This is a genomic window from Sphingomonas sp. GV3 (assembly GCF_031082075.1).
GTDB classification, from domain to species: Bacteria; Pseudomonadota; Alphaproteobacteria; order Sphingomonadales; family Sphingomonadaceae; genus Sphingomonas; species Sphingomonas beigongshangi.
In genome coordinates this window covers 178,981-197,781 of sequence record NZ_JARWLE010000001.1, presented here as the reverse complement: position 1 = coordinate 197,781, position 18,801 = coordinate 178,981, and the positions used below count along the sequence as shown (strand labels likewise).

Sequence of the window (18,801 nt, the reverse complement as noted above, 5' to 3'; positions counted from 1 at the left end):
GTCAGGCAGGCCACCTGACGGGGCATGTATCGAAAAATGATATCGGCCGTTGCTTACAAGAAGCTGACGATATGTTGTGGGGAGGCAATATTTTGCTTCACATCGGAACAATTGGCGCGAACCGGCACCACGGTCTTCTTGCATCGTGCTGAATCTCGGCGCCCTCCCCCTTCCCGCTCGGTGACGCCGCTTCGATCATCCACAGCACAGTTTGTGCTTGCGACCGGATCCGCAGGCGCAAGGCTCGTTGCGGCCGATCTTGGCGACGCCGGTCGCCGCCGCAGCGATCGCCGCCGGACCCGGCGCGTGCTTGCGGGAGTCGTAAAGGCATCGGACGGTGTCGATCAGTTCGGCCACCGCATGGTCCTCGAACGCATTGATCGCGACGCTGTCCAGATCGCTGTCGCCGCGTGCGATCGCGATCAACATGGTCATGCGTGACCAGGGCTCGGCGCCTGCCTGATCGTCGGCAAGCTGGTCCCACGCCTCGGGCCGCAGTGCGATCGCCTCCGCGAAGCCGTCGATCCAATATTCCCACATCGGTTCGGCGTCGCGCGCGTCGGTATCGAGGATCGGCTGGAACTTGCCGCGCGCGAGATCACGCGCGATCTCGTCGCGCCGCGCCGCGACGGCACCGGCGAACCATTGCACGTCACGAGGATCGTCGAACGGTGGCACATCGTCTACATCGATGCCCCAGATGACGGTCATATATTCGCTCGCGTCCACCGGCTGGGGACAGACGACCAGCCCGGTGAGGAAGCCGTCCAGCTCGGTGAGAAGCATCGGCTCCTCGACGGGAAGGTCCGCCAGCGCGCCATCGAGGCGGCGGAACCGGGACGGCAGCCGTCTCAAAGGCTGATCCCACGCCGCTGCATTTCCGCATCCGCCATGGCGCGCAGTGGCGTCGGTTCTCCCGCGGCGAAAATGTCGGCGAAATCGAGCAGATCCTCGTCGACAAGCGCCGCAACTGCGGCCTCGACGGCGGCCAGGCGCGCGCGCGCGCGGTCGGTTTCCGTGGCGATGCGCTTCATGCGAGTCTTCAACATGCGGCTGGCGCTAGCAGGATCGGGCGGGCTTGGGCAGCGCGCGTTCGTCGCGGATCGGGACGGCTGGCGCCTCGACGCGCAGCCCCCCATATATGGGATCGCCAAATGCAGGAGACGCACCATGGTCGAAGCGCGGTGGAACGGCGCCCTAATCGCCAGCAGTGACGATACCGTCGTCGTCGAGGGCAATCATTATTTCCCGCGCGAGGCGGTCGACGACGCCCTGCTCCGCCCGAGTGACACGACATCCACCTGCCCATGGAAGGGGGTCGCGCATTATTACACGCTCGACGTCTCGGGTTCTCAAAACGTGGATGCCGCCTGGTATTATCCCGATCCCAAGCCCAAGGCGGCGGACATACGCGGGCGCATCGCCTTCTGGAAGGGCGTCACGGTCGCCTGACGCGGCACGCGCGGGCGACCGATACCGGCATGGGTGCCAGGCGTCGGTGATCGCACACGCCGCCCGCGAGCGGGCGAAGGCCGATCGGTCGACACGCTGTCATTCGCGTGCACGGACGAAGGCCGCGACATCCCGCAGCACGGGCGCCCTGCCGCGGAACGGCCGTGCCAGCGCGAGCAGCAGACCGACGTGGCCGATGTTCGGATAGGAACGCACGTCCACCGCCACGCCACCCGCCCGCAGCCGCGCCGCCAGCGCCTCGCTGTTGCGCGGCCGTACGACCGTGTCGTCGGCGCCGACAAGGAGCAGCGACGGCGGGTCGCCAGCTCCGGCCCAGGTCACCGGTTGCGTGTCCGCCGGGCGCGGCCAGGCACCGAACGCGGCGCGACTGGCATCGACGTCGAACGGCGCGAAGTCATAGGGGCCCGCCAGGCCGATGAAGCCCTTTATCGCCGCCCGGTCCGCCCTGAGCCAGCGGTCGTCGACCGCCAGCATCGCGGCGATATAGGCCCCCGCGGAATGGCCGATCAGCACGATCCGACCGGGATCGCCCCCGAATTGCGCGGCATGGGCCTTCGTCCAGCGCACCGCCGCCGCGCCGTCTTCGACGAAGGTGGGATAGCGCACCGCCGGGACGAGACGGTAGTCGGGAACGACGACCACGAAGCCCTGCGCCGCCAGCGCCCTGCCGACGAAGGCATAGCCGGTGCGCGTGCCGCTGTTCCAGCTACCGCCATAGAAGAAGACCAACGTGGGCATCGCGCGGTTCGCCGCCCTGCGCGGTGCATAGACGTCGAGCGTCTGACGCGGCGCGTCGCCATAGGCGATGTCGGCGCCGACCTTCGCCACGCCGCCGTCCTTGGGCACCAGCGTATCGAACAGGCCGAGCGGCGAGCAACCGCAGGCGGCAAGCCCGGCGAGCAAGGCCACGCCCGCCCGGATCGCGATCGCGACACCGCTCCTGTTTCGCATCCGCCCCTCTCTCCGCTAATAGCAACAAGTACCAGACGCGGACCGTAGCGCGACCTTTGCGTTCACCCAAATTCAGATCGCATCCCGCATTCGCAGTCGAGGGGATGGCGGTTCGAAACGTCGAACGCCCCACCGGCGAACGGCGGCGGGTCAGACGATCGTCCGGCGTTGCTCGTGCTCGGAGAGAATGGAGCGGAATGCGTCCGCCAGGGCGCGTCGCTGTTGCGTGGTGGCACGCGGTGGCGAGGCATCCGTCGCTACGGTCGCTGGCGGCGAAGACGGCGGGGCCACCGTACCGAAGCCGGCATGCGCCGCGTGATCCGCAGGATCGGCGGCGGGCACGTCGATGGTCACCGATCCGGGCGACGGCCCGGCCGCGCGGGCCCGCTCGATGACCTGAACCTTGCCCGCGTTGACCAGCAGGACCGTATCCGCGCGCTCGACCAGCGCTGGGCGGTGGGCGATGACGATTCGAGTGACCGGCATGTCGCGGATCGCATCGCCGATCGCGGCCTCGTTCACCTCGTCGAGATTTGCGGTGCCCTCGTCGAGAAAGAGGGCATCGGGCTGCCGATAGGCAGCACGGGCCAGCAACAGCCGCTGACGCTGGCCACTGGAGAGTGCGGATCCCATGTCCCCGATCAGGCTGTGATAGCCCATCGGCATCATCGCCACGTCGTCGTGAATGCGCGAGAAACGCGCGCATTGTTCGATCCGGGTCTGATCGGGTCTGGGATCGAAGAACGCGATATTGTCGGCGAGCGTGCCGGTCAGCAGCGCGTCGTCCTGCAGGACGGCCCCGGCACGCGAACGCCAGGCGGCGAGCGTCGCCGGGCCGAGCGGAACGCCGTCGATCAGGATGCGACCGCCGGTCGGCGTCAACAGCCCCAGCATCAGGCGCATCAGCGTTGTCTTGCCGGCCCCTGAAGGACCGACGATCGCCACGAACCCGCCCGCGGGAATGGTGAAGCTGATGCGGTCGAGGATGGGTCGTTCGACGGGACTGTAGGCGAAGCTGACGTCCTCGAGCCGTATCTCCGCGGGGATCTGCCATTCCGGACGTGGAGGTGCCGCACCGATGCCCTCGGGCGTCTCACCGACGATGTCGGACAGGCGCTCGAGATGCAGCCCGATCATCCGCCATTGCTGCAGCTGCTGGACGACGTTGATCGCGCTGTCGGAAAAACTGCTGCGGTAGGAGACGAAGGCGAGGAGCACCCCGAGGGTCATCGCCCCCCCGATCACCGCATTCGCGCCGAGGTAGACGACAAGGACGAGTTCGACGCCGAAAAGGACGTGCTGCGCCAATCCCGTCCGCAGCGTGAACATCTGCGCGCGATAGCTCGCGTTGACCACCTCGTTGTTGCGGTTGCGCCACCCGGCCTCGCGAAGGCCTTCGCTGCCGTGCAGCTTGATCGCCCGCATCGCGCGCATCGTCTCGAGCAGGTAGGTTTCCTCGCTCGCCTTCGCGAGGATCTGCTCCTCGAACCTCTGGCGCCATCGGGGAAACATGGCGAAGGAAATAGCGAAGAATATCAGCGTCGCCGCGACGACCACGCCCGCCAGTGCCGGACTGATCAACAGCATCACGACCAGCGTGGTCAGCGCCAGCATCGTGTCGATGACGGCGTTCACGATACCCTGGGTCAGCAATTCCTGGATCGGACGGATCGACCCGATCCTGCTCATCAGATCACCGACATGGCGACGCTCGAAATAGGCGAGCGGCAGGCGGACGAGATGGTGGACGACATTGCCCGCGAGTTGCGCCGCCAATGTCTCGCCGAGGGTCAGCACGACCCAGCCGCGCAATCCCGTGAGCAACGCATTCAGGACGTAAAGACCGCCGAACCCGAGTGCGAGCATGGACAGCAGACCTGCGTCCCCCTGCGTGATAGCCCCGTCGATGGTCAACTGCATGAAATAGGGCAGCGCCAGCGCCGTCAACTGGATCAGCAGCGACAAGCCCGCGACCTGCGTCGCCGCGGGGCCGTAATTGGTCAGCCTGCTCCACAGGTCGGAAAGGCGGACGTTGACGCGCGCTTCGACGCGGGCGAAGCCGGGGGTCGGCTGGCATTCCATCGCCACGCCGGTGAAGTGCCGCGACACCTCGGCCAGCGACAGGTCGCGGCGGCCGATCGCGGGGTCGAGAATGGATACGCGTCGACCGGCCACCCGCTCCAGCACGACGAAATGCTCGAGATCCCAATGCAGGATCGCGGGCAGGCGCAATTCGCCCAGCTCCTCCATGTCGAGACGCAGCGGACGCGGGCCGAGCGCCAGGTGATCCGCCACCGTCATCAGTTCGGCCAGCGTCACGCCCTTCATCGACGTCGGAAAGCGTTGCCGCAGTCCTGCCAGATTGACGCGGTGGCCGTGGAATTGCGCCACCATCGTCAGGCAGGCCAGCCCGCATTCGGCAGCCTCCGCCTGTAGGACGGGCGTCATCTGGCGCGCCCAGGGGAGAGCGAATACCGTCATGACCGTGCAGCGCGAAGCAGCGGATCGAGGAGCACTTCCCACATTCGACGCCGTTCGAGTACGAGATTGGCCGCGAGCGTCATGCCGGGACGCAGGGGCTGTGCGCCGGCACCCCTGCCGCGATCGAGCCGGACCCGGATGCGAAAGACGGGCTGGTCGATCTTCAATCCGGGATCCAGCGAACTTGGATCGGCCGGTACCCCGCTGATGTCGATCACGCGGCCGATGCCCGCGCCGAATTTCTGGAAGGGGAACGCGTCGAAGAGCAGGCGGACCTCGTCTCCCGGCCGCACGAAGCCGGCGGCGCGGGTAGGCGTGTAAAGCTGCGCTTCCAGGACGCTGCCCTGCGGGATCACGGTGACCAGCGACACGTCGGGACGCGTGCGCTGTCCGATTTGATTGACCAGATCCGTGACGCGGCCGGCGACGGGGGCGGTCAGGACCAAGCGGTCTTGGCGGATCACCGTCGCACGCTGCGCTGCGAGGTTCGCGCGCTGCGCGGCGACCTGCGACAAGGTCTGCTGGGTGGCGACGCGGCGCTGCGCCAATTGCGCGGAGATGGTGCCGAGTTCCCGGCGCTGACCAAGGATGCGCTCCTCGAGAGCCTCCACCTCGGCGCGGCGCGCGGTGACGGCCGCCCGCGCGCTGTCGGCCTGTTGGCGCGGCCCGGCGCCGGCCCTGGCGAGCCGCGTCGCACGAGCCGCCTCGACCTGCGCCGCCTCGACCTGATCCCGGGCGAGCGCCCGCTGCCGCTCCAGCGACGCGATGATGGCGGCGAGCCCCGCGCGCTGCTGTTCTAGGCTGCCGGTCTCGCCGATGCCCAGCGTCTGCGCGAGTTGCTGTTGTCGGAGCAGTTGCTGGTCCTGCCGCGCCAGTTCGGTGAGCTGACCGCTGACGCCGACGCCGTTGGCGTCCTGACCCTGGGTGAGCGAAATGGTGACGAGCGGCGTCCCCACCGCGACGACCTGCCCCTCGCGCACATGGATGGCGCGGATTTCCGCGGTTTGCGGTGGATAGACGCGCGCGAAACCACGGTCGTAGGTCACGATGCCGGAGACATGCGTCCGGGACGAGAATTGTCCGAAGATCGCGATCAGCAGAAAGCCTGCGCAGGCGAGCGCGAGGATGACGGCGTAGGTGCCCGAGCGCGGCGGCACGGCGGCCACGACGACTCCCGTGAGCCGGTCGCGTTTGGCCTCGATGACTTCATATCGGAACAGCGGTGTCGTCATTGCCCTGTGCGCCCGGTGCGATGACGATGCGGCTAGCGCGGTAGCGGTAAAAGGCGCGTAAAGCGTGATGGTGCCTGCCGGACGGGGCCGCGGATCGTCCGCAGCCCCTGGGCACCCGTCAACCCGCCGCGACGGGCCGACCGGTCAGCGGCAATGGCGAGCGGGCTTGCAGGGCGCCGGCGCCGGATTGCACGGCGCAGGCGCCGGCGCGGGGTTGCAAGGCGCCGGCTGCGGCGCGCAAGCCTGCGGCGCCGGGGCGCAGAAATTCCACGAGAACAGGCCGCCGAACAGGCAAGGCAGCAGGCCGAAGCAGCCGCCGGAGACGTCGTTCGTTTCAGCGATGTCGAGAGTACGCATCCTTCTTTCCCCTTATTGATTCGCCAGAAATTGGCGCCCGAGCTTTTTGACCTTATCGAAAGGTTACCACAATATTAGCCAAGGGAGATTCGGCCAATTTACCATCTCCATTCCGCCATTTCGTTGAATTTGATCTTCTTTGTCTCTTTTCGGAACAGCGCGTTCGTTACTCAAATTGGCGGAACGCGCAGTAAGGATTCGTCAGTCGGCGCACGGTAAGTACATTGCGATGCGAAAGGCCCTTTTTCTTCTGCCTGTATTTACGGCATCTTGCTCGGTGCCGCCGGTCGCGGTCGTGTCGCCTCCGCCGGTCGATTCCCCGCGCTGGCACGACGATACAGCGGAACCGGCCGCGGTGGCGCTCGACGCTGGATTCTGGGATCGGTTCGGCTCGACCCTCCTGCCTCGGTTGGTCGCCGATGCGGTCCGTGAGAACCCGAGCGTCGAGGCGGCGCGTGCGCGCGTTCTTCGTGCGCGGGCGAGCGCCGGTCTCGCGCGGGCGGCGTTGCTGCCGAGCGTGGCGGCGAACGCCGGCCTCACGCAGACACGGACCGATGGCTTTAACACCAGCCAATATACGAGCAGCGCCGGTCAGGCCGGGCTCGATATCGCCTATGACGTCGACCTGTTCGGCGGCCTGCGCGCCGGCCGCCGCGCCGCGCTCTCGCGTGTCGATGCGGCGCAGTTCGACAGTGGCGCCGCACGGCTGGTGGTGGCGTCGGAAACGGCGCGGACCTTCGTGTCGATCGCCGCCGTCGACGACCGCCTGCGGCTGAACGCGCGCCTCCTCGACAATGCCCGATCCTTCGCCAGGATCGTTGCCGTTCGGCGGCGCGAGGGCACGGCGGCGGAGGTCGACGAGCGGCTCCAGGCCGTCGAGGTCGGACGGCTGGAGGCACGTCGGGCCGAACTGACGCAATCGCGGGAAACCCTGGTCGGCGCGCTGGCGGTGCTGCTCGGCCGAGAAGCCCCGTCCTTCTCGCTCGTGCCGACGGCGCTGTCGACGCTCGTCGCGCCCGCGATCGATCCGGGTCAGCCGGGCGATCTCGTGTTTCGCCGTCCGGACGTTCTGGCGGCCGAGGCGCGGATCGCCGGCGCGAACGGCGACGTGCGCGCCGCGCGCGCGGCGTTCCTGCCGTCGCTCAAGCTGTCCGCCAATTCATTGGGACAGGCGCTGGCGACGAGCGGGCCCTTTGGCCTGACCCTGAGCGCGGCACAAAGTTTGTTCGCGCCGATCTTCCAGGGCGGTCGCCTGCGGGCAGGCTACGCCGGCGCCCGCACCGATCAGATGGAAGCGCTCGCCCAGTACCGCCAGAAACTGCTCGACGCTCTTCAAGAGGGCAATGCCGCGCTGGCGGCGGCGCGCGGCTCGGCGGAACGGGAGCGCGCGTTGCGCGGCGCCGCCGCCGACTCCCGCCGCGCCGTCGCGCTCGCCCGGCTCCGCTACGAAAACGGCGGAGGCGACCTCGCGCTCGTCCTGGACGCGGAGCGGAGCGAGATTGCGGTGGAGGAAACGCTGCTCGACGCCCAGGCCTTGCGGTGTACCGCGGCGATCGACGTCTACAAGGCGCTGGGCGGTTCTCCATTGTGACCCACCAATCCGCGCGCGTGGGCTCGCCGGGCGTCAGCGCGGACTATGCGTGATCCGGGTGAAGCGATCCCGCCTCTTCGGCGCCGTGGACGACATAATGGATCGGCTTGAACGACCCTCCGTTGGACGCGGGGGCCGAACACGCGGTCAAGCCGATGATCAGGTCCATGCGCGCGACGAACGTGATGCTGTCGCCCGCCCGGCTGACCGGCGGTAACACCGATAGCTTGCCGGTGGACGGATCGACCGGGACGTTCATGAAGCAGTTGAAGGCCACGGGTATCTGGTCGGGCGTCACGCCGAACGGCTCCAGCGCCGCCGCCAGATTGCCGAAGCAGCCCCGGTGGCGCGGCAGATCGGGATAGAAATGGTCGAAGGTCGCGAAGGAGCATGGCGTCAGCAGGAAGTCGTGCACGCCCACCGTATCCGCGACGATCTCGAGCATCGGTCCCGATCGGTTGGAATAGAGGATGTGGCCCGTCGTCAGGCGGATCGTCTCGGCATAGTCGAGTGTCCGTCCCGAGGACAGCACCTCGCCCAGATCGTCGGCGCGAAAGGCGAGCAGATCGGCGACCTGGCACCCGCGCGGATCGATCACGGTGAGACATTGGCCCTTTGCGAGGCGAAAGGCATCCCCGCTGCGCTCCGGGATCTCGACGACGGCGCCTGCCGGCACGCGCGACATCACTTGCCGGCGTAGCGGAACGGGCATTGCCATCCGCTCTCCACGATCCGCCCGCTATATTGCCGCGCCTCGCTGGCTTCGCCGTGCCGCGCCAGCATCGGATTGCGCGACCCGGCCAGCATTTCGTCCCGGACCATGATCTTCTCGCGCATCGTCTCGTACTTGCCCTGATCGCGCAGCGTCTCGAACTGATCGTGCAGGTTGAAGATCATAGCCGGCCTGGCGAACCGCCGCGCGGGTCGGCTGGCACGCGGATGCAATCCCACGACAAAGAATGCCTCGCCCCCGAAGGACAGAGAGAAATGCGGGTTGGACGGATCGGGGCTGACGCGCGAGTCCCATTCCTGCCCGAGCCAGACATCCTTGTCGGACAGCGACTGGATCCGCTGCCAGATCGCCTGTTCGAACGCCTCTTCGGTCAGGTCGCCCGGTCCGGAGAAGACGACCGCGAAGCTTCGGAAGAGCGAAGGCTCCGCACGATAGCGGGCGGCGAAGACCCGCAGCCGATCGTGGATACGCATATCATCCCAAGCGCTGGCAATGTCCCGGGCGCCCAGGACATCGAGCGTGCCCTTGGCGAGCGCGGCCTTAGCTCCGACACAGGGAAATTCCTGGTCCGCGATATGGGTCGCCAGTAGTCGGCTCGCCTCCTCCTCGCCCGGATCGGCCCAGTCGAACATCGATTTCGGTAGCAACATGCATGGGTAACGGCACGTCGGTGCCGCCGTTCCGCGTATCGACGGCCGTCTTGATGTGCCTCAATCAGAAATACCCTCACAGGATAATATCTTGCGAGACTCCTCGCGCGCCGAAGCGTTCACCGCGCAACCTTCCCAAACGTCCGTGCACCCGCGCGCTGGCCGCGCATCGGTCCTCGTCGGCACGGGCAAAGTCGAATTGGATCAGACCCGATGGATCAGCGAGAGGCCCCCCTACTCGATGCCCTGAAACACCTGGAGCGGCATCGCATCCACGGCTTCGGCGCACCGGGCCATCATCAGGGTCGCACGATCCCGAAGGGCGCGCGCGCCCTTCTGGGGGCAAGGGTATTCCAGGCGGATGTGGTCACGCCCAAGGGCCTGGATGATCGTACCGAGGGGGCGCATGTCCTGCAGCGCACACACGAGATCGCGGCAGAGGCGTGGCAGGCAGATTTCTGCCGCTTCGTCACGGGTGGTTCGACCCAGAGCCTGCACACCGCGCTGGCCGCCGTCGCCCGCCCGGGGGATACGGTGCTGTTCGCCGCCAACGTCCACAAGGCAGAGCGTGCCCATGCGCTGGCGACGGGTCTCGATGCACGCATCGTACCGGTCGTCATCGATGCAGATTGGGACATCGAGCATGGCGTCTCCCCGGCGGCGCTCGAGCAGGCTCTCGATCGCCATCCGGAAGCCAAGGCCTTCGTCGTCGTGTCCCCGACCTATTATGGCGTGACGAGCGACATCGCCGCGCTGGCGGACCTGTGCCATGCGCGGGGCGTCGCGGTGATCTGCGATGCCGCATGGGGCGGTGCCTTCGCCTTCTGCCAGGCGCTGCCCCACGACCCGCTGACCAAGGGCGCCGACGTCGCCGTCTACAGCCTGCACAAGACGATGGGCGCGCTGACGCAAGGGTCGGCCTTGCTGGCCAAGGGCGGCATCGTCGATCTCCAGCGTCTGTGGCACGCGTTCGAACTGTTCGAGACGACGAGCCCCTCGGTGCCGATCCTCGCCAGCCTGGATGCCGTCCGGCGCGATCATGCGCTGGATGGCGAGGCGATATGGGCTGGAGTCCTGCGCTCGGCAGCCAGGCTTCGGAAGGCGGTTGCCGGGATCGACAAGTTACGCGTGTTCGGCAGCGGCGACCTGCCGGCCGCAAGTGAGCTCGACGAAACCAAGGTGCTTGTCGACGTTTCGGCCTGGGGCGTGACCGGCTATGCGCTGGACGATTGGCTGGCGACACGGCACCGTGTCAGCGTCGGCCTGTCCGATGCGCGGCACATCCTCGCAATACTCGCACCGGGTACGAGCGCGCGGGATGTCAAAGCGTTGGTCGGCGGCCTGCGCGATGCCGCCCGACAGGTCGAGGCGGGCACGCTGGACCTGCCGGCCGCGCCCGCCGTGCTTCCCGGAATCGATACGCTGACGGTGGAGATGCAGGTCGATCCGGCCACCGCCTTTTTCGGGCCGACCGAGCTGGTGAGCCTTGAACAGGCGAGCGGGCGCGTTGCGGCCGAAATGATCGCACCGGCGCCGCCGGGCGTCCCCCGTCTCGTGCCCGGGCAGAGGATCGACGATGCGCACGTGGCGTGGCTGGTTGCCAATCGCGATGCCGGTGCCTTCTTCCTCGACCCGACCGATCCCGACGAGCGCCGCCTGCGCGTCGTGGCGGCGGCGTCGAACGGCCGATCCGGACGGTGACGGCCATGGGTAGCAAGCGGCCAGCCAGCGAACTCGAGCATGCCGATCATCGGATCACGACGGCCGTGAACAAGAAGCGCGATACGCCGGTCATGCGCCTCGTCGGGGCAGTGAGCGAGATCGGCGATCAACCGCAGATGCGGCTCCTGTGCGCCGCCACGATTGCCGCGGGCGTCATCCGACGAGACCGGCGGCTGGCGGCGACCGGCGTGCGGATGTTGGCGGCCCACACCATCGCCACCTGGGGCAAGGGTCGCATCAAGGCCGTGGTCGACCGGCGGCGGCCGGATAGCGGCGACGATCCGCGCGTCAGGCACGGACTGAGCGATCGTCTTGAGGACAACGCCTTTCCCTCCGGCCATAGCGCGGGCGTGATCGCCGTCGGGGAGTCATTCGCCCGCGCCTATCCAGCATGCGCGGCCGCTGCCCGCGCCGCGGCGATCGCGGTCTCCATCGTGCAGGTCCCGCGCGGCCGCCATTATATCGGCGATGTTCTGGCGGGCATGGCGATCGGGCTGGCCGCCGACCGCTTGGGCAATACCGCATGGGGCGCGGCACGGCCCGCCGCGGCCGGCTCCGTACCGTGACTCATCGCACCGGAACCGCGCCATCGCAGCGCTGTTACCCGTGAAAACCGCAGAACGAGGAAGATTCAATGACGGATGCATCCAGCAACGACGTGCCTCGCGACGCGGGCATCAGCCGCCGGGCCATGGTCGGGGGCGCAGCGGTCGGGCTTGCGGCCTCCGCCACCTCGGCCGGCGCGCAGCTGCCCACCGGGTCAGCGCCGACAGTCCCCCTGACGGACCCGACGACGCGCTATCCCAAGCCGCCCTTCGCCAAGCAGTCGCAGCCTTTTCCGGGCCTTGCGAGCAAGATGAACCCTCGCCCCGATCATGGCGAGACGAGCTACCGGGGATCGGGACGGTTGCAGGGCCGCAAGGCGCTGATCACCGGCGGCGACTCCGGCATGGGACGCGCCGCCGCTATCGCATTCGCCCGCGAGGGCGCGGACGTGGCGATCGCCTACCTGCCGGCCGAGGAACCGGATGCCCGCGAGGTCGTCGCGCTGATCCGCCAGGCAGGCCGCAAGGCGGTCGCCATCCCGGGCGATCTGCGCGACCGCAGCTATTGCAGCAAGCTCGTGGAAAGCGCGGTGAGCCAGCTCGGCGGGCTCGACATCCTCGTCAACAACGCGAGCCGCCAGCAGCAGCGGCAGTCGCTGCTCGACATTTCCGACGAGGATTTCGACGCGACGATGCGGACCAATCTGTACGGCATGTTCTACGTGACCAAGGCCGCCCTGCCCCACCTCAAGCCCGGATCGGCGATCATCCAGACGACGTCGGAACAGGCCTATGACCCGTCCGAAAATTTGGTCGACTATGCGATGACCAAGGCGGCGATGATGAACTTCACCAAGTCGCTCGCCAAGCAGCTGGGTCCGAAGGGCATCCGCGTCAACGGTGTCGCGCCCGGGCCGATCTGGACGCCGCTGCAGGTGGCGGGGGGCGCCACGATGGAGAAGCTGCAGCAGTTCGGCGGCAACACGCCGCTGGGCCGGCCAGGGCAACCAGCCGAACTCGGCTCCATCTACGTGCAGCTCGCGGCGTCGGACGCAAGTTATGCCAACGGGCAGGTCTACGGCGCCGCCGGCGGCTCCGGCCAGCCGTGATGGCGGGCGGCGGGATCGGCACGTCATCGGCGCCCTTCCCGCCGCGTCGCTGAACCGGGGCAGCGCGGCCGCCGGAACACACCGACGCCTTTCGCCGCGCCCCGCCACGCCGGCACCCGACCAGACACGATCCCGCAGGAACGCCGAGGCTGGCGGCTCGTTCGCCAAGGTCCTCAGAAGGACCACTATGCCCCCATCGCCCGAAATGTCCGCTTCCCAGACTCTACTCGGCAGCCTGGAACATGCCGCAGCGCTGGCGCCGCTGCTGCTGGACGGAGACCTGATCGCCATCGTCCGCGACGAGATCGCGGCGGGCGCCGTCGCCGAAGCGCTGACGGCATTGTGCCCCGGCAGCACCATCCTCGTCTGTCCCGGCAGCGACGCCTTGCCCGGCGACGCTGCCCCGGCTTCTCCCGCGAATGTCGGCCAGCGGGTTGCCAGCCTGCACAGATTGCGCCGCCTTCTCGAACGGGAAGACCGCCCGACGATCGCGCTGATCAGCACAGGCGAGGCGGCGGCGCGTGCTTATCCTTCGCCGGACGCTTTTGCTGCGGCCCCCCCCGCGATCGCGCTCGGCGACGAGATCGATCTCGCCGCGCTGCATCAAACGCTGCTGGACATCGGCTATATCGCAGACGAGCGGGTCGACGAGCCGGGGGAGATCGGGCTTCGCGGGCAGGTTCTCGACGTCTTCCCGGCCGACGCCAGCCAGCCGTTGCGGGTCGAGGTGGCCGAAGGGAAAATCGCGGCGATCCGCCGCTACGATCCGGTCGACCAGCATAGCACGGACGAAATCGAACGGCGCGAACTGGGTCGGGCGACGGAGCCGTCGCCGGGCAAGGCGCCGGCAACCCTGCTCGACCAGTTGCCCGGCGCGCAGGTGGCGATCACCGCCGCGGCCGACGAACGCAGGATCAGGCTGCTGAAGCTGGTCGCCGACAGCGAGAAGCGGGGCTCCCGGAGAGCCAGCAAGGACATCGTGCGCGACGACGCCTGGCGAAAGGCGCTCGCGGACCGCAGCGTCGTCGCCGTACAGCGCATCGGCAATCCGCCGCCCCGTTTCGTAGAGCAGAATGCGCCGCTCCGCGCCTGCGCAAGACTGGTGCGCGATGCGCTGGCGGCCGGCGATCGCGCCGTCCTCATCGGAAGCGAGCGCGACCTGCGCTTCCTCGGCCGTCGACTTGCCAATGCGGTGAAATGCGAGATGCGCGCCGCCCGTGATTGGGCCGAGGTCGCAGCGGCGCCACCCGGCACGCTGTTGTCGCTGGAGGCATGTGCGGATCGCGGCTTTCGCTGCGACGACATATTGGCGGTTGCCGCCCCCGATCTGATCGGCAGCCGGGCCGAACTGGCCGGCGCGCCCGCGGCCCGCTCCGTACCGGGGTTCGATGCCGGCGTGGAGCTGCGAACGGGCGATGTCGTTATCCACGAGGATCATGGCCTCGCCGTGGTCATGGGCATCCAGCCGATGCCGGGCGACGCGGCGGAAGGCGGCGACGCGATCGCCCTGCGTTATGCCGACGACGCCACGCGCCTCGTGCCCATCGCGGAAGCCGATCGACTGTGGCGCTATGGTGCGGAGGAGGACGCGGTCAGGCTGGACAAGCTCGACGGCTCGAGCTGGTACAAGCGACGGCGCGAGATCGACGAGGCGATCGCGGAGACCGCGCGTCAGCTCACCGCCCTCGCGGCGAAGCGCGCGGATCAGACGGCGCCCGTGCTGGATCCGCCGCCCGCCGACTATGAGCGGTTCGCGAGTGGCTTTCCCTTCTCCGAAACGCCCGACCAGCTCGCCGCAATCGAGGCGGTACGATCCGATCTCGCGAGCGGTCGGCCGATGGACCGGCTGGTCGTCGGCGATGTCGGCTTCGGCAAGACCGAGGTTGCGCTTCGCGCCGTCGCCGTGGCGGCGCTGTCGGGACGTCAGGTTGCCGTCGCTGCCCCGACGACGGTTCTCGCCAGGCAGCATTGGGAAAGCTTCAGCGCCCGCTTCGATGGCACCGGCATCACCGTCGCCAGCCTGTCCCGGCTGTCGAGCGCCGCCGAGAAGAAGGCGGTCAAGGCGGGGCTCGCGGACGGCTCCGTCCGCATCGTCGTCGGCACCGGCGCGGTGGCTGGCAAAGGGATCGTCTACAAGGATCTGGCTCTGGTCGTCGTGGACGAGGAACAGCGCTTCGGCACCGCGGACAAGAAGCGGTTGCAGGACCTTTCCGCCGGCCATGTCCTCACCATGACCGCGACGCCGATCCCGCGAACCTTGCAGGCGGCGATGGTCGGACTGCGACAATTGTCGATCATCGCGACCCCGCCCGCGCGACGGCAGCCTATACGTACCGCCGTCAGCCGTTTCGACGAGACGACATTGCGCGCCGCGCTGCTGCGCGAAAAGGGACGCGGCGGCCAGAGCTTCGTCGTCGTGCCGCGTATCGCCGAGATGGCGCCGCTCGCCGATCGCCTCGCGCGCCTCGTCCCCGAGCTCGAGGTGGTGGCGGCGCACGGCAAGATGCCTGCCGCCGAGATCGACGACGCGATGGTGCGGTTTGGACGTGGCGACGGGGACGTGCTGCTCGCGACCAACATCATCGAGGCCGGGCTCGACGTCCCCCGTGCGAACACCATGGCGATCCTGCACGCGGACCGTTTCGGTCTGGCGCAATTGCACCAGCTGCGCGGTCGGGTCGGACGTGGCAGCCGCCGCGGTCAGGTGCTGTTGTTCACCGATGCCGACGATGCGATCGCGCCGCGCACGCTGAAGCGTCTGCGGACGCTGGAGGCATTCGACCGTCTGGGCGCGGGGTTCGAGATCAGCGCGCGGGACCTCGATCTGCGCGGTGCCGGAGACCTGATGGGCGACACCCAGGCCGGACACATGCGGCTCATCGGCGTCGAACTCTACCAGCAGCTGCTGCAGGGCGCGCTGCGAACGGCGCGCGGCGAGCGCGTGGAGCGATGGACGCCCGCGCTGCACCTGGGCGCGCAGGGTCACCTGCCGGCCGACTGGATACCGGACGAGGACAGCCGGCTCACCCTCTACGCGCGACTGGCGCGGATCGCCTCACAGGCCGATCTCGACGCGTTCGAGGCGGAGCTAGAGGACCGGTTTGGCGCGATCCCGCCCGATGCGGAGCGGCTGCTCGTGATCGCCCGGCTGCGGCTGCAGGCGCGCGAGGCGGACATCGCCCGCGTCGACGCGGGACCGGCGGCTATCGCGCTGACGGCACGCGGCGACGCCACGGCGCTGGCGGAGCGGCTCGGCCTGCAGGAGAAGAACGGCCGCGCCCTGCTCGCCGAACGCCTGGAGGATCCCGACGCGCGGCTCAGCCGCCTGGGCGACCTGATGGCAGCGCAGTGACGGAGGTGGTGACGTCTGGCCGCCTGCCCGCTCCGCCTGCGCCAGACACCGTGACCCCGCCGCTCTCGACCCCGGACGGCCGCTACCTTGTCGTGCGCGGCCGGCTATGGCGAAAGAGCGATCCCGCGCTCGCGCCGGGAGAACGGCAGGCGCTCGTCGAGGACCTGATGCAAGCGCGGCGGGCTGTGGGAGCGGCGCTGCGGACCGGGAACGAGGACGCGCTTCGCCGTGCACGCGAGGCGGTGGCGCGCGCGAAAACGGGTCTGGGAGAGCGCGGGCCGGTCTGGTGGACGGACGGCGCGCCGGACCTCAGTCGCCGGATGATCCGCAACACCGGCTACGCAGCCTGGTACCAGGGCGCCGCCCGCGTCGCCGCCACGGCTGACGACGGCCCCCTTTAGGCTTCCGCCTCGAAGATCAGCGCCTCCCGATCGCGTCCGCAGGTCATCAGGGCCTGCCGCTTTCCCTCCTCTTCGAAGGAGACCGCAAAATCCTTGGCGGCGATGTCGCCGTCGATATGTCGCTCCTCCGGCGACGCGACGTGACCGACATAGCGCAGGCTGACGTCGTAATGACCGGACCAGAAGAACGGCACGTCGTCATAGTCGCCATCGACAAGCCCGAGCAGATGGCGGGCCAGCCACTGCCCCATATGCTGCGCAACGACCCAGTGCTCGACTCGTATGGCGTGGCCGAGCCGCGGATCGGGCACATTGGCGACGTCGCCGATCGCGAAGATCGCCGGATCGGACGTGCGCAGCGTCGAATCGACCGTGATTCCCCCGCCATTGTCCTCTTCGGCCAGTGCCAAGCCCGCCGCGCGCGCCAACGCGATGCGCGGCCGCACACCGGTGCCGGCAACGATCAGATCGGCTTCGACACGGCTGCCGTCGTCGAGCGTTACGGCATGGCCGTCCCATGCCTTGACAGTCCGCCCCGTCTTGAACGTGACGCCCTTGCTCTCGTGCAACCGCCGGATCATCGATCCGACCTCCGGCCCGGCAGTCTTCTCCAATGGCACGTCCGCGTCGGCGACGACCGTCACTTCGAGCTTTCGGCCGATCAGCGACGCAGCGACCTCGAGCCCGATGTAGCTCGACCCGATGACCAGCGCCCGCTTTCCCTCCGTCGCCTGGCCCACCAGGGCGTCAGCATCGGCGAGCGTGCGCACGACGTGCACATCGTCCCGATCCGCGCCATCGAACGGCGCCACGAGCGGCTCGGCGCCGGTGGCCAGCACGAGGTGATCGTACGCGATCGATTCCCCGCCCGCGACCTGGACGAAGCGACCAGCCGCGTCGATCCCCTCCACGTGCGTGGCCAACCGGACGACCACGCCTTCCGCAACGGGCAGCGCGATCTCGTCTCGCTCGACCTTGCCCGCCAGATATTGCTTCGAGCAGGCCGTGCGATCGTAGGGCGCATCAGCATCGTCGGATAGCAGTGTCACCGCGCTGCCCGCGCCATGGCGCGCGAGCATCTCGGCACAGGCGTGACCGGCGGCGCCGCCGCCGACGATGACGATCCGTCCCGGTTGGTTCGCTGCCGCGACCGGCTGCTGCAAGGGCAGCTTCGCCCCGACGCGGATGACCCCATGCTCTTCGCTCACGGCGAACCGGTCGAGCGCGCCAAAGGCCGGCGCGCCCACCGCCTCGCCCGTCGCGCAGTCGAAACGCGCGTGATGCCAGGGACAGCGCAGCGTGCCGTCGACGACCAGCCCCTCCGCCAGCGGGGCGCCGGCGTGGGGGCACGTTCCCGACATGGCGCAGAGCCTGCCGCCGCTCCGCAGCAGCACGACATCCTCGTCGCCGACCTTACCGGCGATCATCGCATCGTCACCGAGATCGGACGAGGCGATGCCGTCCGCCAGATTGCGTTCAGTCACGGCCTCGTCCTTTTCGGTCGATCAATCGGCGCGCTGCAGCGCGGTGGCGGCGAGATGTTCGCCGATGAACCAGACCTGCGGCTCGTTCGAACGGATGATGTCGCTGACCAGCAGGTCGTTGGTACCGTCATCGCCCGATTCATCGGCGGCCTTGGCGCCCTCATGCGCCTGCTCGAGGACGATGCGATGCGCCTCCAGCAGGCGGGCCAGCATCGTCGGCACGTCCTCGCGTCCCTTGGGTGGGCGCGGAATGCGGGTCATCTCCGCGACGTCATGGGGAGTCGCGATGCTGATACCGCCCAGGGCCTGGATGCGCTCCGCCACCATGTCGACCAGTTCCACCTGCTTCTCGTAATGCGTGTCGAGCAGCAGATGCAGCTGGTAGAAGGTCGCGCCCGACATCTGCCAGTGATGCTTCTTATACAGGTCGCGCAGCATCATCGTGTCCGCGAGCACCTGGTTCAGGATCGAGACGCTTTGCTTCCGCGCGTTGTCCGACAGGCCGAGCGGCAGCTCCTTGAGCGAACCGAACGGCTGAATCTCGCGATACGCGATCTTGTATTGCGGCTGGGCTTCGTCCGTGGCGGCCACCGTATGACTCCGATCATTGATGCATGTGTCGGACGAAGCGCGCGTGCAGGATCGCGGTTCCATCGCGCCGCATCCCGGGTGCGGCCGCGGACACAGGATCGTCGGCGCGAGAACCAACCTGCGTTAAAA

General features: G+C 68.4%; 16 protein-coding genes. 7 read left to right on the top strand and 9 right to left on the bottom strand.

Going from position 1 to position 18,801, the window contains the following annotated elements; genetic code table 11:
• Positions 1-195 precede the first annotated feature (195 nt).
• Together RF701_RS00960 and RF701_RS00955 are read right to left on the bottom strand one after the other, a co-directional pair.
• Positions 196-855 carry a UPF0149 family protein gene (locus tag RF701_RS00960; protein ID WP_308813774.1) on the bottom strand — a complete coding sequence of 220 codons (660 nt, stop codon included), beginning with the start codon at positions 853-855 and terminating at the stop codon, positions 196-198.
• Positions 852-1,034, bottom strand: a complete 183-nt coding sequence (locus RF701_RS00955; protein WP_308813773.1) for a hypothetical protein — start codon at positions 1,032-1,034, stop codon at positions 852-854. The genes RF701_RS00960 and RF701_RS00955 overlap by 4 nt, the downstream gene beginning before the upstream one ends.
• Before the next feature lie 136 nt (positions 1,035-1,170).
• Here RF701_RS00955 and RF701_RS00950 point away from each other — a divergent pair, with 136 nt between their 5' ends.
• On the top strand, positions 1,171-1,452 hold the full coding sequence (locus RF701_RS00950) for a DUF427 domain-containing protein (protein ID WP_308815595.1): 282 nt from the start codon (positions 1,171-1,173) through the stop codon (positions 1,450-1,452).
• A gap of 99 nt (positions 1,453-1,551) precedes the next feature.
• Here RF701_RS00950 and RF701_RS00945 read toward each other — a convergent pair whose 3' ends face one another.
• From RF701_RS00945 to RF701_RS00935, 3 genes are all read right to left on the bottom strand, one after another.
• The gene (locus RF701_RS00945) at positions 1,552-2,424 is read right to left on the bottom strand and encodes an alpha/beta hydrolase (protein ID WP_308813772.1); all 873 of its coding nucleotides are present in this window, start codon (positions 2,422-2,424) and stop codon (positions 1,552-1,554) included.
• Between the two features lie 150 nt (positions 2,425-2,574).
• Entirely contained in the window at positions 2,575-4,905 is a 2,331-nt protein-coding gene (locus RF701_RS00940; protein ID WP_308813771.1) for a peptidase domain-containing ABC transporter, read from the bottom strand.
• Complete coding sequence (locus RF701_RS00935) at positions 4,902-6,137, bottom strand: HlyD family efflux transporter periplasmic adaptor subunit (RefSeq protein WP_308813770.1); 1,236 nt, start codon at positions 6,135-6,137, stop codon at positions 4,902-4,904. Before RF701_RS00935 ends, RF701_RS00940 begins: the two co-directional genes overlap by 4 nt.
• Positions 6,138-6,849: 712 nt before the next feature.
• Here RF701_RS00935 and RF701_RS00930 point away from each other — a divergent pair.
• Positions 6,850-8,085 (top strand): efflux transporter outer membrane subunit, encoded by a 1,236-nt coding sequence (locus RF701_RS00930; protein ID WP_308813769.1) that lies wholly within the window; start codon positions 6,850-6,852, stop codon positions 8,083-8,085.
• A 43-nt stretch (positions 8,086-8,128) separates the two neighbouring features.
• Here RF701_RS00930 and RF701_RS00925 read toward each other — a convergent pair whose 3' ends face one another.
• Complete coding sequence (locus RF701_RS00925; protein WP_287980023.1) at positions 8,129-8,797, bottom strand: urea carboxylase-associated family protein; 669 nt, start codon at positions 8,795-8,797, stop codon at positions 8,129-8,131.
• A complete protein-coding gene (gntA, locus tag RF701_RS00920; protein ID WP_287980021.1) occupies positions 8,770-9,450 on the bottom strand; it encodes a guanitoxin biosynthesis heme-dependent pre-guanitoxin N-hydroxylase GntA in 681 nt (226 codons plus the stop codon). The genes RF701_RS00925 and gntA overlap by 28 nt, the downstream gene beginning before the upstream one ends.
• Before the next feature lie 231 nt (positions 9,451-9,681).
• On the opposite strand from gntA, the gene RF701_RS00915 reads away from it, so the two are divergent.
• The 5 genes from RF701_RS00915 to RF701_RS00895 all read left to right on the top strand — a co-directional run bounded on the left by RF701_RS00915 (position 9,682) and on the right by RF701_RS00895 (position 16,597).
• Positions 9,682-11,169: an aminotransferase class V-fold PLP-dependent enzyme gene (locus RF701_RS00915; RefSeq protein ID WP_308813768.1), complete on the top strand. Its 1,488-nt coding sequence runs from the start codon at positions 9,682-9,684 to the stop codon at positions 11,167-11,169.
• Between the two features lie 5 nt (positions 11,170-11,174).
• Positions 11,175-11,756 (top strand): phosphatase PAP2 family protein, encoded by a 582-nt coding sequence (locus RF701_RS00910; protein WP_308813767.1) that lies wholly within the window; start codon positions 11,175-11,177, stop codon positions 11,754-11,756.
• Positions 11,757-11,824: 68 nt separating this feature from the next.
• Entirely contained in the window at positions 11,825-12,844 is a 1,020-nt protein-coding gene (locus RF701_RS00905; protein ID WP_287980017.1) for an SDR family oxidoreductase, read from the top strand.
• A gap of 187 nt (positions 12,845-13,031) precedes the next feature.
• The gene (locus RF701_RS00900; protein ID WP_308813766.1) at positions 13,032-16,196 is read left to right on the top strand and encodes a TRCF domain-containing protein; all 3,165 of its coding nucleotides are present in this window, start codon (positions 13,032-13,034) and stop codon (positions 16,194-16,196) included.
• 8 nt (positions 16,197-16,204) lie between these two features.
• Positions 16,205-16,597 carry a hypothetical protein gene (locus RF701_RS00895; RefSeq protein WP_308813765.1) on the top strand — a complete coding sequence of 131 codons (393 nt, stop codon included), beginning with the start codon at positions 16,205-16,207 and terminating at the stop codon, positions 16,595-16,597.
• Here the strand turns inward: RF701_RS00895 and RF701_RS00890 are convergent.
• Both RF701_RS00890 and RF701_RS00885 read right to left on the bottom strand, forming a co-directional pair.
• The gene (locus RF701_RS00890; RefSeq protein WP_308813764.1) at positions 16,594-18,081 is read right to left on the bottom strand and encodes an FAD-dependent oxidoreductase; all 1,488 of its coding nucleotides are present in this window, start codon (positions 18,079-18,081) and stop codon (positions 16,594-16,596) included. The genes RF701_RS00895 and RF701_RS00890 overlap by 4 nt on opposite strands.
• Positions 18,082-18,102: 21 nt before the next feature.
• Positions 18,103-18,672 (bottom strand): Dps family protein, encoded by a 570-nt coding sequence (locus RF701_RS00885; protein ID WP_203311237.1) that lies wholly within the window; start codon positions 18,670-18,672, stop codon positions 18,103-18,105.
• Between the last annotated feature and the right edge of the window lie 129 nt (positions 18,673-18,801).

Bases quoted from the DNA above. Each gene is read 5' to 3' on its own strand.
- RF701_RS00955 (WP_308813773.1), bottom strand. From the start codon at position 1,034: ATGAAGCGCATCGCCACGGAAACCGACCGCGCGCGCGCGCGCCTGGCC.
- RF701_RS00950 (WP_308815595.1), top strand. From the start codon at position 1,171: ATGGTCGAAGCGCGGTGGAACGGCGCCCTAATCGCCAGCAGTGACGAT.
- RF701_RS00945 (WP_308813772.1), bottom strand. From the start codon at position 2,424: ATGCGAAACAGGAGCGGTGTCGCGATCGCGATCCGGGCGGGCGTGGCC.
- RF701_RS00940 (WP_308813771.1), bottom strand. From the start codon at position 4,905: ATGACGGTATTCGCTCTCCCCTGGGCGCGCCAGATGACGCCCGTCCTA.
- RF701_RS00935 (WP_308813770.1), bottom strand. From the start codon at position 6,137: ATGACGACACCGCTGTTCCGATATGAAGTCATCGAGGCCAAACGCGAC.
- RF701_RS00925 (WP_287980023.1), bottom strand. From the start codon at position 8,797: ATGCCCGTTCCGCTACGCCGGCAAGTGATGTCGCGCGTGCCGGCAGGC.
- gntA (WP_287980021.1), bottom strand. From the start codon at position 9,450: ATGTTCGACTGGGCCGATCCGGGCGAGGAGGAGGCGAGCCGACTACTG.
- RF701_RS00915 (WP_308813768.1), top strand. From the start codon at position 9,682: ATGGATCAGCGAGAGGCCCCCCTACTCGATGCCCTGAAACACCTGGAG.
- RF701_RS00910 (WP_308813767.1), top strand. From the start codon at position 11,175: ATGGGTAGCAAGCGGCCAGCCAGCGAACTCGAGCATGCCGATCATCGG.
- RF701_RS00905 (WP_287980017.1), top strand. From the start codon at position 11,825: ATGACGGATGCATCCAGCAACGACGTGCCTCGCGACGCGGGCATCAGC.
- RF701_RS00900 (WP_308813766.1), top strand. From the start codon at position 13,032: ATGCCCCCATCGCCCGAAATGTCCGCTTCCCAGACTCTACTCGGCAGC.